We start from the raw sequence: 13,530 nt of genomic DNA, 5'->3' as shown, positions 1-13,530 counted from the left end.
CGGGTGCAATGCGCGAGGCTTAGCTTCGGTTCAGAACGCCGTGCAGCAAGCGGCGAGCGGCGAGGATCAGCCACAGGCTGGCCACGACGAGGATCAGCGCGATCAGGGCGGCGGCGACGGGATTGGCGAGCGCGAGCGCCAGCAGGCCGACGGTGGCGATGTCCTCGCCGGTCGAGACCGCGACATTGCTGAACGGCTCGGGGCTGGTGTTGACCATCGCCCGCGTCGCTGCCTTGCCCGAGTGTGAGAGGAAGGACGCGCCGCCGCCGAGGAGGAAGGCCGCGACCTGCCAGGCGGGATCGCCGGGATCGACGATGGCAAGCGCCAGCAGCGCTCCGCCGAGCGGCCGGACGGCGGTGTTGATGCCGTCCCACAGGCTGTCGATGAAGGCGATCTTGTCGGCGAAGAATTCGAACAAGGCCGCCGCGCCGGAGATGACCAGCACCCAGGGATTGGCCAGCACGTCGAGCGTGGCGAGCTTTTCGGGAAGGTCGATCCAGCCGAGCCGCATGGCGAAGCCGGTGACGAAGGTGACGAGGTAGAGCCGCCAGCCGGCAAGCAGGCTGGTCGAGGCCGCAAGGGCGAGCAGCTCTACCCCGATCACCGCGTCAGAAGACCTCGAACAGGCCCGCCGCGCCCATGCCGCCGCCGACGCACATGGTGACGACGACATATTTGGCGCCGCGACGCTTGCCTTCGATCAGGGCGTGGCCGGTCAGGCGCGCGCCGCTCATGCCGTAGGGGTGGCCGATCGAGATGGCGCCGCCGTTGACGTTCAGGAGCTCATCGGGGATGCCGAGCTTGTCCTGGCAGTAGAGGACCTGCACCGCGAAGGCCTCGTTCAGCTCCCACAGGCCGATGTCCTCGACCTTGAGGCCGAAGCGGCTCAGCAGCCTCGGCACCGCATAGACCGGGCCGATGCCCATCTCGTCCGGCTCGGTGCCGGCGACGGCCATGCCGACATAGCGGCCGAGCGGCTCGAGGCCCTTCTTCTCGGCGAGGCTCGATTCCATGACGACACAGGCCGAGGCGCCGTCCGACAGCTGCGAGGCGTTGCCGGCGGTGATGATCTGCTCGGGACCCATCACCGGCTGAAGCTTGGCGAGATCCTCGAGCGTGGTCTGCGGGCGGTTGCCCTCGTCCTTGGCGAGGGTGACCTCCTGCATGGAGGTCTCGCCCGTCTCCTTGTTCTTGACCGCCATGCGCGCGGTGACTTCGACGATCTCGTCGGCGAAGCGGCCTTCCGCCTGGGCGGCGGCGGTGCGCTGCTGGGAGCGAAGCGCATATTCGTCGCAGCGTTCGCGGCTGATGCCGTAGCGACTGCCGACCACTTCGGCGGTCTGAATCATCGGCATGTAGACCGCATTGTGCATGCTGAGCAGCTCGGGGTCCGAGCCGAGGCGCATCTCGGGGGTCTGGACAAGCGAAATGCTCTCGACGCCGCCGGCGACGCAGACGTCCATGCGGTCGACGATGACCTGCTTGGCGGCGGTGGCGATGGCCATCAGGCCCGACGCGCACTGGCGGTCGATCGACATGCCGGCAACCCCGACGCCGAGCCCGGCGCGGAGGGCGGCGGTACGGCCGATGGTGGTCTGCACGCCCTGCTGGAGGGCGGCGCCGATGACGCAATCCTCGATCTCGTCCGGGGACACGCCCGCCCGCTCGACCGCGGCGCGGATGGCGTGGGCGGTAAGCGTCGGCGAAGGCGTGGCGTTGAAGGCGCCGCGATAGGCCCGGCCGATCGGCGTGCGGGCGGTGGAGACGATGACGGCGTCACGGACGGTGGTGGTCATTGGGGCTCCTGAAAAGATGAGTCTCGGAGGCTCTAGCGAACCGATAATGCCTCGTCATGCTGAACTTGTTTCCGCATCCATCCTGCCGGTGACAGCAGCGCCTGTGGCGCGATGGACCCCGGATCAAGTCCGGGGTGACGAGTGGGCGGGGTCAGGCGAAGACCTGGCCGATCCAGGTCGCGATCAGCGCGGGCTTGTCCTCGCCCTCGATCTCGACGGTGACGTCGTGGGCGAACTGATACTGGCCGGGGCGCTTTTCCTCGAAGCTGACCAGGGTGAAGCGCCCGCGGACGCGCTTCCCGGCGCGGACGGGCGAGAGGAAGCGGACCTTCTCGAAGCCGTAGTTGACGCCCATCCTGGTCGTTTCCGGCACCAGCATGACGTCGGCGGCCATGCGCGAGAGGAGCGACAGCGAGAGGAAGCCGTGGGCGATGGTGCCGCCGAACGGCGTCTGCGCGGCGAGCGTCTCGTCGACGTGGATGAACTGATGATCCTCGGTCGCATCGGCGAAGAGGTTGATGCGCTCCTGGGTCACCTCGATCCAGTCGGACAGCCCAAGCTCCTGGCCGACCTTGGACTTGATGGTGTCGATGCTCGCGACGGGCATTGCATTCTCCCCTTCTCTCGACGTCCCGGGCCTGACCCGGGATCCGCTTTCTTTCAGCGCCATGCAGTGGAAGGCAGGCAGACCCCGGGTCAAGCCCGGGGTGACGCATGATCCCCGTCATCCGCATGAACAAGGTCACGAGGGGTGCCGGTGATGGGGGTTTGCGCCGACAAGGCGGCCGGCCGTGGTAAGCCGCGACCAGGATGAGCCGAGCAGCAAACCGGTCCGGCAAGTCAAGCAGGCGAGTTCCTGCATCGGAAGGATGTGGGTGCTTATGTCTGCTTTGGGTGGAAAGCGGACATTGCTTCATATTCGTGGTTCAGCCATCCCGAGAGCATGCAAAGCTCGCCAGCACTACAAGCTGCAAACCACTTTCTGAGCGTCGTTTGGGACGGTGACAGGCCGAACGACGAAGCACTCCTCGCCGCGTTGGATGGGTTGATTGCGGCGTATCATGTCACCCCGGAAGGTGAGGTCTCGGACCCAGATGTGGACGCTCCGAGGCAGGAGGGCGCGTCACTCTTCGCAGAGGTAGCGGCTCGTTTCCCGGAGTATGGACATTACCCCGTCGCGGACCCCGCCAGACCCATGGATGACGCCCTGATGATGGGTAACGCCATCGACGACTTGGCAGACCTCACCCTCGACATGCGTGAAGTCGTATGGACCGCTGAGCACCTTAGCATCGACGATGCGCACTTCGCCTTTAGGCTGCTGTTTTTGCACTGGGGCCAACATGCTCGCGAGCTTTCGCTCTACCTTTGCAGCCGTCTCTGGGGCTGAATTTCCGCAATGGACCCGTAGTCGGACGTTCGGCGGGATTGTCGCAAATGGGTGGAAACTGGACATTGCCAAACCGTCAGTGGGCCGCCGCATCAGTCCAGTGTAAGTGCGGTTCGTATGGAAGAAGAATATAGGCAACTCCGCGATGGTTGGTTGGCGGGCGATCGCAACAGAGAGCACTCGCTGCATCTACTCTTCCTCGCGTGGATGCATTGGGCGGACCCGCCTTTCGTAACCGGGATGTCGCATGATCCCGGCGCGACGGATATTTGGCACAAGGTCTTTGCGCACTTCGGAGGCGAAGGTTCTGCTGACGCGGAGTTTCTCCACGTGGCTGGCCTGATGGCGCAGCTTTTTCCCTGGGAGCTTGGAGACGAGCGAATTTGGGAGGCAGCCGCAGAGCGCATGAAGTTGCGTTCTCTCCAACTTAGGCCCGAAGGGTTCCCGCCTGAGTTATTCGAGGGCCGCAGCGGCTTTGGCGATTACTTCGCACATCAAGCCCGCGTTGCCCCAAGTCATTGCTGAATGTCCGCAATGGGTGGAAAGCGGACATTCGGCTCAGAACGGCGCTGGCGGCTTGTAGACCATCGTAATGCGTTCGATATCACCGTAGAAGCCTAGGACGACTTCTATCTTCCAGTACAATTGACCAGGTCCCTTGGGAGCATAGGCAAGTTTGTATGGCTGCCAAAGTCGATTGTCAGTCCGGCTCCGCTCAATCTCCCATACGCGATCAAAAGGCATCGCCAGGAACGCCTCTCTCGGGGAGACCCTGATTGCATCTAAGAACGCGAGCGAGCCGGTCAGAAGTTCAAACCTTGGAGATTCGCCCGCTTTCAATTGGCGCTGGGCCTGCTTCAGCTTCTGAATGAGTTCGTTTGCCTCAGGCTCAGTTATGTTGACTAGCTGTCGTTTAGGCGCTGGCGACACTTGGGGCATGGTTTGAGCGCCGGCGGTGTCGCAGGACATCGAGACCGCCAGACAGGTAAGCAAACACCAGAGCCGCATCTCTTGACCATCGGAGATTTCGGCAATGACCGCAACGGGTCATCAGCAGACATCAGCGAACGTGCAGCGGGATCCGAGGTCAGGCCCGGGGTGACGAGGGTGGTGCAGTGGGGGCGTAGGGCATGACCAGGCTTCCATCCGGCGCCGCGGTGAAGGTGGTCTGGGTCGGGTAGGCGAGGGCGAGGCCTTCTTCGGCGAAGCGCTGGACCAGGCCGATGATGATCACCGACTTCTTGTGGAACATGGCGTCGGCGTCGAGGCCTTCGTGGGTGAAGACCAGTTCGTGGTCGAGGCCGTTGGGGCCGAAGGCGATGGCCAGGCAGCGGACGAGGTGGCAGCCGGGCTGCTTCTCGATCACCGGCCGGGCGATGTCCTCGACCTTCGTCAGCGCTTCGGGCGGGCTCTGGAAGGTGAGGGTGAAGCGCAGGGTCTCCCGCCGCTCGTTGCCCGCGGCGAGATTGCGGATCTCGCGCTCGAGCAATTTGGTGTTGGCCATGATCACCTGCTCGCCGGTGAGGCTGGTCAGGCGGGTGGTCTTGAGGCCGATCTTCTCGACCGTGCCGATGGTGGTGTCGAAGCGGATGGTGTCGCCGCGGCGGAAGGGCTTGTCGAACAGGATGGCGAGCGCGGCGAAGAGGTCGGAGAAGATGCCCTGGGCGGCAAGGCCGATGGCGATGCCGCCGATGCCGAGGCCGGCGACGAGGGCGGTGACGTTGACGCCGAGATTGTCGAGAATGACGATGAAGGCGATGGCGAAGACCGCGACGCTGACCAGCACGCGGATGACGCCCATCGCATTGCCGAGCGCGGTTTCGCCGGGCCTTTCGCCGGCATGCTGGCCGATGACGCCGAGGATGAGCTCGCGGCCCCAGACCGCCGCCTGGAGGGCGAAGGCGATGATGAAGAATATGTCGAACAGGCGGGCGATGCGCGCCGGCGGTTCGGCATAACTGACCACGATCTCGAGCGCGGCGGCGGCCATGAACAGGACGCTGGTGCGCGAGAGGACGCGGCCGATGACGCCCTTCCAGGTCGTGCAGCGCGGGTCGCCGCGGACGATCCCCTGGCCGATCGCGCGGGCGATCAGCATCAGCCCGACCAGCCCGATGGCGACCAGCACGCCGAGGCCGAGGACGTCGAGATTGGCGATCAGCCAGTCGAGGAAGTTGTCGAGCTTGTCGGTCATGTGGAGGCGAGGGATGGGCGAGGAGAGGGGGAGGGGTCAAGCGTGCGTCGTCGCCGCGGCGGCCAACACCTCAGGCGGAGGGCGCCGAAGTCACGAGCAGGTCGTGCCTTCGCTGGAGACGACGGCGGTGGGGTCAGGCCGCCGCTTCCGCCACGTCGTCGACCTTGGCCATGGAAATATCGGCCGCCTTCACCACGTCATCGACCTTGCTGGCCTTCACCGCGCGCTTGCGCTTGCCCTTCATCAGCCAGTCGAGCAGGCCGACTTCGGCGCTGGACAGATATTTGCGGGCGCGCGGTCGGTCGATGGCGCCGAGGGGCTGCGCGGGATCCTCGCGGGCGGCGTCGATCAGCTTGGGATGGACATAGCTCTTGCGGCTGATGGCCGGCGTGTTGCCGAGCGCTTCGGCGACCGGTTCGAGCACGGTCTTGAGGCTGATCTTGCGGCGCTCTTCCTCCTGCGCGGTGAGCATCTGGTCGAAGGCGATCACGCTTGCGCTCCAGGTGCGGAAGTTCTTGGCGGTGAAGTCGCCGCCGGTCGCCTCGCGGATATAGTCGTTGACGTCGGAAGAGGTGACTGCGCAAGCCTCGCCGTCCTCGGTGACGTACTGGAAGAGGTTCTGGCCGGGCAATTCGGTGATCTTCGAGACGACGCGCTTCAGCTTGGAATCGCTGATCGCCAGTTCGCGGGTGATGCCGTGCTTGCCCTTGAACTTGACCAGGAGCTTGCTGCCTGAGCGCTTGAGGTGGCGGCTGCGCAGGGTGGTTGCGCCGAAGCTCTTGTTCTCCTTGGCATAGCTCTCGTTGCCGATGCGGATATGCTCGGTGTCGAGCAGGCGGACAACGGCGGCGAGCACGGCGTCGCGGCTGGTCGGCTTGCCGGCGAGATCCTTCTCCACGCGGCGGCGAAGCTTGGGGAGGGCGGCGCCGAACTCGACCGTGCCGAGATATTTCTTCTTGTCCTGGCGGCCGCGGAAGCCCTCGTGGTAGCGATATTGCTTGCGGCCCTTGGCGTCGCGGCCGGTGGCCTGGATGTGGCCGTTGGGGAAGGGGCAGAACCAGGCGTCGGTGTAAGCGGGGGGAAGGGCGATGGCGTTCAGCCGGTCGATCTCCTCGCGGTCGGTGATGCGCTCGCCGCCGGGCGCGAAATAGGCCCATTTGCCCTTGATCTGCTGGCGGGTGATGCCGGGCTGGTCGTCGCTGCAGTGGCGGAGTCTTTCCATCTTGCATGGCGAAGCGCCGGGCCGCAGGGGTTGTTCCGCATGCAGACCAAAGTCCTTATCATGGCCAGCGACGGGTTCGAGCAGGACGAGCTGTTCGTGCCGCTCGAACGGCTGCGCGCGAAGGGCTGCGAGGTGGCGGTGGCGGCGCCGGCGGTGCGGCCGATCCGGGCGACCGTGCTCGACGATCCGGGCGAGTGGATCACGCCCGACCTCGCCATCGGGCAGGCGCGCGTGGAGGAATGGGACGCGCTGCTGCTGCCCGGCGGGCTGATCAATCCCGATCACCTGCGGACGAACGAGGAGGCCGTGGCGCTGGTGCGGGCGTTCGTCGCGGCGGGCAAGGCGGTGGGGGCGATCTGCCACGGGCCGTGGCTGCTGGTCGAGGCCGATGCCCTGCGCGGCGTCAGGGCGACGGGCTGGCGGTCGATCCGGACCGACCTGCGCAACGCGGGCGCGTTCGTCGAAGAGGGGCCGGTCGTTCGCGACGGCACGATCGTCACCGCGGTCGGGCCAGCCGACAGCGCCGCCTTCGCCGACGCGCTGCTCGAGGCGGCGCTGGCAACGAAGCCCTAACCATTTCCGCTTAGTCCGGTCGCCATGGACGACGGGAGCGGGGACGATTGGATCGGCTGGTTTGCCGACGGGCTTGCGGCAGGCGTGCTCGGCGCGGCGGTCGGTGCTTCGCTGCACCTCGTCGGCCAATCGCTGCCGGGCGTCGGCGCGGCGACGGTGACGGTGCTGCTGACGCTGGCGGTCCTGCGCCGGGTCAAGCCCGAGCCGCGCCGATTCCGCCTACCGACCTTCGAGCTGCCGGTGGCTGCCGACCCTGTCGAAGAGGATGCGCTCGAACTCACCGAGGAGGCGCCCGAGGAGGAGGAGGAGGTGCTCGTCCTCGAGGACCGGCTCTCACCCCCGCAGGAGGATTCGCGCGTGGTGCAGTTGTTCGCCGCGCGGCCGCTGCCGACGCCGGGTGAGCTCAGGCAGCGGATCGAGGAGCATCTCGGTGCCGGCGCGACCCAGCGAAGCGCGGCGGTGCTCGACCTCGAAGTCGATGCCGCCGCCGCGCTCCGCCAGGCGCTGGGCGACCTGCGCCGGAGCCTCGCCTAGTCGTTCAGGGTCAGCGCGGCGATCTCCACCTCGACCGCGCCATCCTCCCGAACCTGCTTCCCCGTCACCTCGATGTCCGCGACGAAGCCGCGCGGCAGGTCGAATTCGGCATCCGAGAGCCCCGCAAGCCACAAGGCCGCGAACTTCTCCGGCTGATCGCCCGACACGACGAAGCTCGCCTCGTGACGCTCGCCCTCAAGCGTCAGGCTCTGCCAGTCGGTGGTAGACCAGCGGCTGAGGAGGATGCGATCGCGGTCCTCGCCAGCCCGTTGCAGAAGAAGACGGAGGAGGGCAGTGGCGTAGGCCGTCATCCGCGGCCGGTTCAACGCCCTTGCTCCAGATAGGCCCGTACTCGCCGGACCGTGTGCGCTCGCGGTTCCCTCCCCCGGCGCAGGTCGAAGACAAATCTTGGGTCACCCATTACCAACCGGCCGAACCGGGCCGGGCTGAGCTTCTCACGATTAAGAAATCTTTCAACGTCCCTTAGTAAATACACGCCTCTGGCCCCCCGACCAATGACGACTCGGCACGCTCTTGATCTCAACGGGCGTCCTACATGTCTAGGTGTTTTCCTATGGGGGATAAGATTGTGCCTATCGACGAGCCCCGCGCGCTGCTTCAGCGGCTCTGCGTAGAGAGAGGCGAGGACTTCGCCAGCCTGTCACGTCTGCTCGGTCGCAACAGCGCCTACATCCAGCAGTATGTCCGGCGGGGAACCCCGCGCCGGCTGCCCGAGCGCGAACGGCGGATCCTTGCGCGTCACTTCGGCGTGTCCGAACGGGCGCTGGGCGGCGAATTCGATGCGGCTACGCTCGATGGCTATGTCCGCTTCGAGCCGGTCGAGGGCAGGGGAGCGCCGGCGATGGCGTTCGCAAGGGACTGGCTCGAGGCCCTTGCGCCGGAAGACAGGTCGATGCTCCGTTCGGCCAGCGTCGGAGGCGATGCGATGGCGCCGACGCTCCAGGCACAGGACGAACTGCTGGTCGATGTGGCGGACGGCGCGGACAGGCTTCGTGACGGTCTCTATCTGCTGCGTATCGAGGGTGCCTTGCAGGTGCGCCGCCTGACCCTCCATCCGGTTCGCCGGGAAGTCACCGTCCAGTCGGACAATCCCGCCTATGCCGACTGGCCAGGGCTCGCGCCGTCGGACCTCGATCTCGTCGGGCGGGTGCTCTGGATCGGGCGGCGGCTTTCCTAATGAGCGCGGTTGCGACCGACCAGCCAGAGCAGGATGGCGATCAGGACCGCGATGCCGACGCCGATGATCGCTCCGCGGCTGGGTTCGCCCTGCCTGATGCCGATGATGGAGCCGGCGAGGAAACCGACGAGGATGAGGAGTCCGCCGGCATAGAGGGGCTTGTTCGCGTCAGGCTGCATGAGGCGCCTTTGGCAGAGGCGATGCCGTCCGCCAAGAAACAAGGTGAATGCTTTATCAATCCTGTTTGTTGGCCGGACCTTTTCGCTCCTCGGCATAAGGCAGGCGAATGCTTGCCTACATCGCTTCCCGTGACGCCCTGACCGACGCCTGCCAGCTGATCGAGACATTCGGCGACGATGCCGGTTTCGAGGCCGCGGTGCGTGCCGAAGGCGCGCGCGATCGCGGCAACGTGCTGGGCTTCTGCCACTGGCGGCAGATCGAACGGGTAATCGCCACCCTGGCGAGCGACGAGCCGGTCGGAACGATCCACTGACGCGCGGGCGTTGACCCGGCTGCCGGCTTCCGCTTCCTTCCGGCGATGCAGACCGGAACCATCGTCAGCCTTGCCGCCTATTTCCTGCTCATGCTCGGCATCGGGCTGTGGGCGTGGCGCAAATCGACCGAGGATTCGTCCGGCTATCTTCTCGGCGGCCGCCAGCTGAGCCCATCCGTGGCGGCCCTGTCGGCGGGCGCGTCGGACATGTCGGGCTGGCTGATGCTTGGGCTTCCGGGTGCCGCCTTCGTGTCCGGGCTCAGTGCCAGCTGGATCGCCATCGGCCTGTTCGTGGGAGCATTGCTCAACTACATCATCGTCGCGCCCCGCCTTCGGGTGCATACCGAGAAGACCGGGGACAGCATCACCATCCCCCAGTTTCTCGAGGAGCGTTTCCGCGACGCAAGCCACAGCCTGCGTGTCGTTTCCGCGGTGGTGATCATCATCTTCTTCACCCTCTACACCTCCGCCGGCGTGGTCTCCGGCGGCAAGTTGTTCGAAAGCGCGTTCGGAGCCGATTATGCGCTGGGCCTGTGGATCACTGCCGGCGTAGTGGTGGTCTACACCCTGTTCGGTGGCTTCCTTGCGGTGAGCCTCACCGACTTTGTTCAGGGCATCATCATGTTCGTGGCGCTGGTGCTGCTGCCAGTGGCCGCCTACGCCTCGCTCGACGGGCAATTCGCGAGCACGCTCAGTGCCGCCAATCCGCGGGCCTTCGACCTGTTCGGCGACCTGACCCTCGTTTCAATCATCTCCTCGCTGGCCTGGGGGCTAGGCTATTTCGGACAGCCGCACATCATCGTCCGCTTCATGGCGGTGCGCTCGGTGCGGGACGTGCCGGCCATGCGCAACATCGGCATGGGCTGGATGGGGATCGCCTTGATCGGCGCCCTCGCAACCGGGCTGACCGGGGCCGCTTATTTCGCGCGGACCGGGACTGCGATCACTGATCCGGAAACCATCTTCATCCTGCTGTCGCAGCTGCTGTTCGATCCGCTGGTCACCGGCTTCCTGCTCGCCGCGCTACTGGCCGCGATCATGAGCACCATCTCCTCGCAGCTGCTGGTTTCGTCGAGCTCGCTGACGGAGGATTTCTACCGTATCTATCTCCGCCGGAATGCCAGCCAGAAGGAGCTGGTGATGGTCGGGCGCCTGTCCGTGCTCGGCGTGGCGCTGGTCGCGATCCTGCTCGCCTACGATCCCGACACGACCATTCTTGGCCTGGTGGCCAATGCATGGGCCGGGTTCGGCGCCGCTTTCGGACCGATCGTCATCCTTGCGCTTACCTGGAAGCGGCTGACCCGCAACGGTGCCCTCGCCGGGATCGTTGCCGGTGCCGCCACGGTCCTGTTGTGGATCTACGCGCCGGTGCTCGCCGACGGCAGGACGCTGAGTTCGGTGCTCTACGAGATCGTCCCCGGCTTCCTTGCCTGCCTTGCCACCGCGATGCTCGTCAGCCTGGCCGGGAAGCCGCCGGCCGAGGATGTAGTGCGGACGTTCGAGGAAGCAGAGGCCGAGCGGAAGCGCCTGACGGCCGAGGCTTCCTGAGGATCAGCTCTTGCGGATACCACGCCGGCGCTGGAGCGCGCGGTGGAGGGCGGTGACATCGCCGCGGTTCCACTGGCTTGCCCAGGGGCTGTTGCTGGACCGGTCGTCGCGCAGATAGTCGGGGGCGATCCAGCGCGGACCGGCGACCTCTGGCCGGGCCTCGGCGAGCTGGCGAAGGTCGTAGGGCACATGGAAGCGGAGCCCTGCGCTGTCGCCGCGTGACCAGTGGACGGATGCGAAGATGGCGCCAGCCTCGCCGAGGTCGAGCAGCAGTTCGGCGCCGACCGGCAAGGAGTCGCCGCCCTCGATCAGCGCACCATTGCTGCTGATGTTGCGAATCCGGACCGGGGTCGTGTCGTGGCAGTGATGGACGGCGCCCGACCAGATCAGCGGGTGGCGGATCTCGCGCTCGGCATGGCTGGTGGGGAAGTCGGCTTCGGTCGCTTGCTCAGGCTCCGGTGCCGGGCCGGCGTCCGCGGCAAGCGCGAGGTCGGGGAAGGAGCGCATGATCACGGCGCGGAGCGTCTCGTTCAGTTCCTCGCTGCCCGTTTCGATCCGCGTTTCATGCGCGAATTCGAGGCCGAAGCGATCGCCGCGCACCCAGCGGACGGCAGCTTCGACCCGGCTCCATTCGCCGAACCGAAGCTCGACACGGTCCCACAGCTTCAGCGTGACCGGGCCTTCGATCATGGCGCCGCCGCCGGACAGGTTGATGAGGTTGACCCGGTAGCTCTCGCCCTCGTGGACGATCTCCACCTGCTCGGAATCGAGCCGGTGACGATCGCCGTCGCGATGATTGGCCCGGCGCGGGGCGTCGCGAGGAATGGCGAGCTCGGCGAAGCTTTCGTCCTCGGCGGCGCGCGATGGCGCCTCGCGGCCCTTCTTGGCCCGAAGCAAGGGTGCTTCGGACGATTTTCCGCCGAACAGGCGGTCCCGGAACTCGTTCATGCCGACGGCGCTCCCCACGCGTTAGTCAGCGAATCCTAACGCGTGAGGGTTACCGAATGGCTAAACCAGTTTAGTCCTGCAGATGGCTCAGCTCGAATAGTACATGTCGAACTCGACCGGGCTCGGCGTGGTCTCCCAACGGAGCACCTCTTCCCACTTGAGGTCGATGTAGGCGTCGATCTGGTCGGAGGAGAAGACGTCGCCCTTGAGGAGGAAGTCCTTGTCGGCGGCAAGCGCGGTCAGCGCCTCGCGGAGGGAGCCGCAGACGGTGGGCACGTTGACCAGTTCCGATGGCGGAAGGTCGTAGAGGTTCTTGTCCATCGCCTCACCCGGGTGGATGCGGTTCTGGACGCCGTCGAGGCCAGCCATGAGGATGGCGGCATAGGCGAGATAGGGATTGGCCATGGCGTCGGGGAAGCGGAACTCGACCCGCTTGCTCTTCTCGCCGGTGCCATAGGGGATGCGGCAGGAGGCGGAGCGGTTACGGCTCGAATAGGCGAGCAGCACCGGCGCCTCGAAGCCCGGGACCAGCCGCTTGTAGCTGTTGGTGGTCGGGTTGGTGAAGGCGTTGAGCGCCCGGGCATGCTTGATGACGCCACCGATGAAGTAGAGCGCCGTCTCGGAGAGGCCGGCATAGCCGTTGCCCGCGAACAGGGGCTTGCCGCCGCTCCACAGCGAGAAGTGGGTGTGCATGCCCGAGCCATTATCCTTGGCGATCGGCTTGGGCATGAAGGTCGCGGTCTTGCCATAGGCATGGGCGACCTGATGCACGACATATTTGTACACCTGCATGCGGTCGGCGGTTTCGACGAGGGTGCCGAAGGTCAGGCCGAGCTCATGCTGGGCGGCGGCGACTTCATGGTGGTGCTTGTCGCAGGGGAGGCCCATTTCGAGCATGGTCGAAACCATCTCGCCGCGGATGTCGACGGCGCTGTCAACCGGCGCGACGGGGAAGTAGCCGCCCTTGGCACGCGGCCGGTGGGCCATGTTGCCCCCTTCGTAGGTGCGGCCGGTGTTGGTCGGCAACTCGATATCGTCGAGGTGGTAATAGCTGCCGTTATAGTCATCGCCGAAGCGGACGTCGTCGAACATGAAGAATTCGGCTTCCGGTCCGACGTAGACGGTGTCGGCAAGGCCGGTCGCCTTGAGATAGGCCTCGGCGCGGGTACCGGTGCTGCGGGGATCACGGGCGTAGAGCTCGCCGGTCGCCGGCTCCACCACGTTGCAGCAGATGATCAGCATCGGGGTGGCGCTGAACGGATCGATGTAGGTCGCCGAAAGATCCGGCTTCAGGATCATGTCGCTTTCGTTGATCGCCTTCCAGCCCGCGATCGACGAGCCGTCGAACATGAAACCGTCCTCGAGCATGTCCTCGTCGATGGCGCCCGCGGCCATGGTGAGGTGCTGCCACTTGCCCTTGGGGTCGGTAAATCGAAGATCGACCCACTCGATCTCCTCATCCTCGATGCGCTTCAGAACAGCGGCGGGGGTGGCGGTCTCGGCCATGAGAATCATCATCCTTGAAGGTGAGCACTGATGGGCGCGGCCTTGCCCGCCCAGCCGCCTGTGCGCCAAGGTCGCGGTGAAGATTTCGCGCCGATCCAGGGCAGGAAAGGCAGCCAGGCCACAGAGGC

16 protein-coding genes are annotated in these 13,530 nt (G+C 65.9%); 6 read left to right on the top strand and 10 right to left on the bottom strand.

Annotated features, from left to right (window positions below):
• Positions 1-19: 19 nt before the first annotated feature.
• The 3 genes from JOY29_RS03350 to JOY29_RS03340 form a co-directional block, all read right to left on the bottom strand.
• Positions 20-601 carry a DUF4126 domain-containing protein gene (locus JOY29_RS03350; RefSeq protein ID WP_300975469.1) on the bottom strand — a complete coding sequence of 194 codons (582 nt, stop codon included), beginning with the start codon at positions 599-601 and terminating at the stop codon, positions 20-22.
• 7 nt (positions 602-608) lie between these two features.
• Positions 609-1,796: an acetyl-CoA C-acyltransferase gene (locus JOY29_RS03345; RefSeq protein WP_300974787.1), complete on the bottom strand. Its 1,188-nt coding sequence runs from the start codon at positions 1,794-1,796 to the stop codon at positions 609-611.
• Positions 1,797-1,947: 151 nt separating this feature from the next.
• Entirely contained in the window at positions 1,948-2,403 is a 456-nt protein-coding gene (locus JOY29_RS03340) for a MaoC family dehydratase (RefSeq protein WP_300974786.1), read from the bottom strand.
• A 336-nt stretch (positions 2,404-2,739) separates the two neighbouring features.
• Here JOY29_RS03340 and JOY29_RS03335 point away from each other — a divergent pair, with 336 nt between their 5' ends.
• Positions 2,740-3,186 carry a hypothetical protein gene (locus JOY29_RS03335; RefSeq protein ID WP_300974785.1) on the top strand — a complete coding sequence of 149 codons (447 nt, stop codon included), beginning with the start codon at positions 2,740-2,742 and terminating at the stop codon, positions 3,184-3,186.
• A gap of 558 nt (positions 3,187-3,744) precedes the next feature.
• Here the strand turns inward: JOY29_RS03335 and JOY29_RS03330 are convergent.
• The 3 genes from JOY29_RS03330 to JOY29_RS03320 all read right to left on the bottom strand — a co-directional run bounded on the left by JOY29_RS03330 (position 3,745) and on the right by JOY29_RS03320 (position 6,602).
• Positions 3,745-4,194: a hypothetical protein gene (locus JOY29_RS03330; RefSeq protein WP_300974784.1), complete on the bottom strand. Its 450-nt coding sequence runs from the start codon at positions 4,192-4,194 to the stop codon at positions 3,745-3,747.
• Between the two features lie 79 nt (positions 4,195-4,273).
• Positions 4,274-5,380, bottom strand: a complete 1,107-nt coding sequence (locus JOY29_RS03325; protein ID WP_300974783.1) for a mechanosensitive ion channel domain-containing protein — start codon at positions 5,378-5,380, stop codon at positions 4,274-4,276.
• 133 nt (positions 5,381-5,513) lie between these two features.
• Complete coding sequence (locus tag JOY29_RS03320) at positions 5,514-6,602, bottom strand: DNA topoisomerase IB (protein ID WP_300974782.1); 1,089 nt, start codon at positions 6,600-6,602, stop codon at positions 5,514-5,516.
• Between the two features lie 39 nt (positions 6,603-6,641).
• On the opposite strand from JOY29_RS03320, the gene JOY29_RS03315 reads away from it, so the two are divergent.
• On the top strand, positions 6,642-7,175 hold the full coding sequence (locus tag JOY29_RS03315) for a type 1 glutamine amidotransferase domain-containing protein (protein WP_300974781.1): 534 nt from the start codon (positions 6,642-6,644) through the stop codon (positions 7,173-7,175).
• A gap of 24 nt (positions 7,176-7,199) precedes the next feature.
• Positions 7,200-7,709: a hypothetical protein gene (locus tag JOY29_RS03310; protein WP_300974780.1), complete on the top strand. Its 510-nt coding sequence runs from the start codon at positions 7,200-7,202 to the stop codon at positions 7,707-7,709.
• Here the strand turns inward: JOY29_RS03310 and JOY29_RS03305 are convergent.
• Entirely contained in the window at positions 7,706-8,035 is a 330-nt protein-coding gene (locus JOY29_RS03305; protein ID WP_300974779.1) for a hypothetical protein, read from the bottom strand. The genes JOY29_RS03310 and JOY29_RS03305 overlap by 4 nt on opposite strands.
• A 248-nt stretch (positions 8,036-8,283) precedes the next feature.
• On the opposite strand from JOY29_RS03305, the gene JOY29_RS03300 reads away from it, so the two are divergent.
• A complete protein-coding gene (locus JOY29_RS03300; RefSeq protein WP_300974778.1) occupies positions 8,284-8,907 on the top strand; it encodes a S24 family peptidase in 624 nt (207 codons plus the stop codon).
• Here the strand turns inward: JOY29_RS03300 and JOY29_RS03295 are convergent.
• Positions 8,904-9,086 carry a hypothetical protein gene (locus JOY29_RS03295; protein ID WP_300974777.1) on the bottom strand — a complete coding sequence of 61 codons (183 nt, stop codon included), beginning with the start codon at positions 9,084-9,086 and terminating at the stop codon, positions 8,904-8,906. The two genes, JOY29_RS03300 and JOY29_RS03295, sit on opposite strands and share 4 nt — an antisense overlap.
• 107 nt (positions 9,087-9,193) lie before the next feature.
• Here JOY29_RS03295 and JOY29_RS03290 point away from each other — a divergent pair, with 107 nt between their 5' ends.
• A complete protein-coding gene (locus JOY29_RS03290) occupies positions 9,194-9,400 on the top strand; it encodes a hypothetical protein (RefSeq protein ID WP_300974776.1) in 207 nt (68 codons plus the stop codon).
• A 45-nt stretch (positions 9,401-9,445) separates the two neighbouring features.
• Positions 9,446-10,948, top strand: a complete 1,503-nt coding sequence (gene putP / locus JOY29_RS03285; RefSeq protein ID WP_300974775.1) for a sodium/proline symporter PutP — start codon at positions 9,446-9,448, stop codon at positions 10,946-10,948.
• Between the two features lie 3 nt (positions 10,949-10,951).
• On the opposite strand, the gene JOY29_RS03280 is transcribed toward putP, so the two are convergent.
• Both JOY29_RS03280 and glnA read right to left on the bottom strand, forming a co-directional pair.
• Positions 10,952-11,896 carry a PilZ domain-containing protein gene (locus tag JOY29_RS03280; RefSeq protein WP_300974774.1) on the bottom strand — a complete coding sequence of 315 codons (945 nt, stop codon included), beginning with the start codon at positions 11,894-11,896 and terminating at the stop codon, positions 10,952-10,954.
• An 87-nt stretch (positions 11,897-11,983) separates the two neighbouring features.
• The gene (gene glnA, locus JOY29_RS03275) at positions 11,984-13,402 is read right to left on the bottom strand and encodes a type I glutamate--ammonia ligase (RefSeq protein ID WP_300974773.1); all 1,419 of its coding nucleotides are present in this window, start codon (positions 13,400-13,402) and stop codon (positions 11,984-11,986) included.
• Positions 13,403-13,530: the final 128 nt, after the last annotated feature.

This window comes from Sphingomonas sp. LHG3406-1 (assembly GCF_029637485.1).
GTDB lineage: Bacteria > Pseudomonadota > Alphaproteobacteria > Sphingomonadales > Sphingomonadaceae > Sphingomicrobium.
The sequence above is the reverse complement of the archived record's forward strand: the minus strand, read 5'-3'. Positions and strand labels throughout refer to the sequence as shown.

Bases quoted from the DNA above. Each gene is read 5' to 3' on its own strand.
- JOY29_RS03345 (WP_300974787.1), bottom strand. From the start codon at position 1,796: ATGACCACCACCGTCCGTGACGCCGTCATCGTCTCCACCGCCCGCACG.
- JOY29_RS03340 (WP_300974786.1), bottom strand. From the start codon at position 2,403: ATGCCCGTCGCGAGCATCGACACCATCAAGTCCAAGGTCGGCCAGGAG.
- JOY29_RS03335 (WP_300974785.1), top strand. From the start codon at position 2,740: ATGCAAAGCTCGCCAGCACTACAAGCTGCAAACCACTTTCTGAGCGTC.
- JOY29_RS03330 (WP_300974784.1), bottom strand. From the start codon at position 4,194: ATGCGGCTCTGGTGTTTGCTTACCTGTCTGGCGGTCTCGATGTCCTGC.
- JOY29_RS03325 (WP_300974783.1), bottom strand. From the start codon at position 5,380: ATGACCGACAAGCTCGACAACTTCCTCGACTGGCTGATCGCCAATCTC.
- JOY29_RS03320 (WP_300974782.1), bottom strand. From the start codon at position 6,602: ATGGAAAGACTCCGCCACTGCAGCGACGACCAGCCCGGCATCACCCGC.
- JOY29_RS03315 (WP_300974781.1), top strand. From the start codon at position 6,642: ATGCAGACCAAAGTCCTTATCATGGCCAGCGACGGGTTCGAGCAGGAC.
- JOY29_RS03310 (WP_300974780.1), top strand. From the start codon at position 7,200: ATGGACGACGGGAGCGGGGACGATTGGATCGGCTGGTTTGCCGACGGG.
- JOY29_RS03300 (WP_300974778.1), top strand. From the start codon at position 8,284: ATGGGGGATAAGATTGTGCCTATCGACGAGCCCCGCGCGCTGCTTCAG.
- JOY29_RS03295 (WP_300974777.1), bottom strand. From the start codon at position 9,086: ATGCAGCCTGACGCGAACAAGCCCCTCTATGCCGGCGGACTCCTCATC.
- JOY29_RS03290 (WP_300974776.1), top strand. From the start codon at position 9,194: ATGCTTGCCTACATCGCTTCCCGTGACGCCCTGACCGACGCCTGCCAG.
- putP (WP_300974775.1), top strand. From the start codon at position 9,446: ATGCAGACCGGAACCATCGTCAGCCTTGCCGCCTATTTCCTGCTCATG.
- JOY29_RS03280 (WP_300974774.1), bottom strand. From the start codon at position 11,896: ATGAACGAGTTCCGGGACCGCCTGTTCGGCGGAAAATCGTCCGAAGCA.
- glnA (WP_300974773.1), bottom strand. From the start codon at position 13,402: ATGGCCGAGACCGCCACCCCCGCCGCTGTTCTGAAGCGCATCGAGGAT.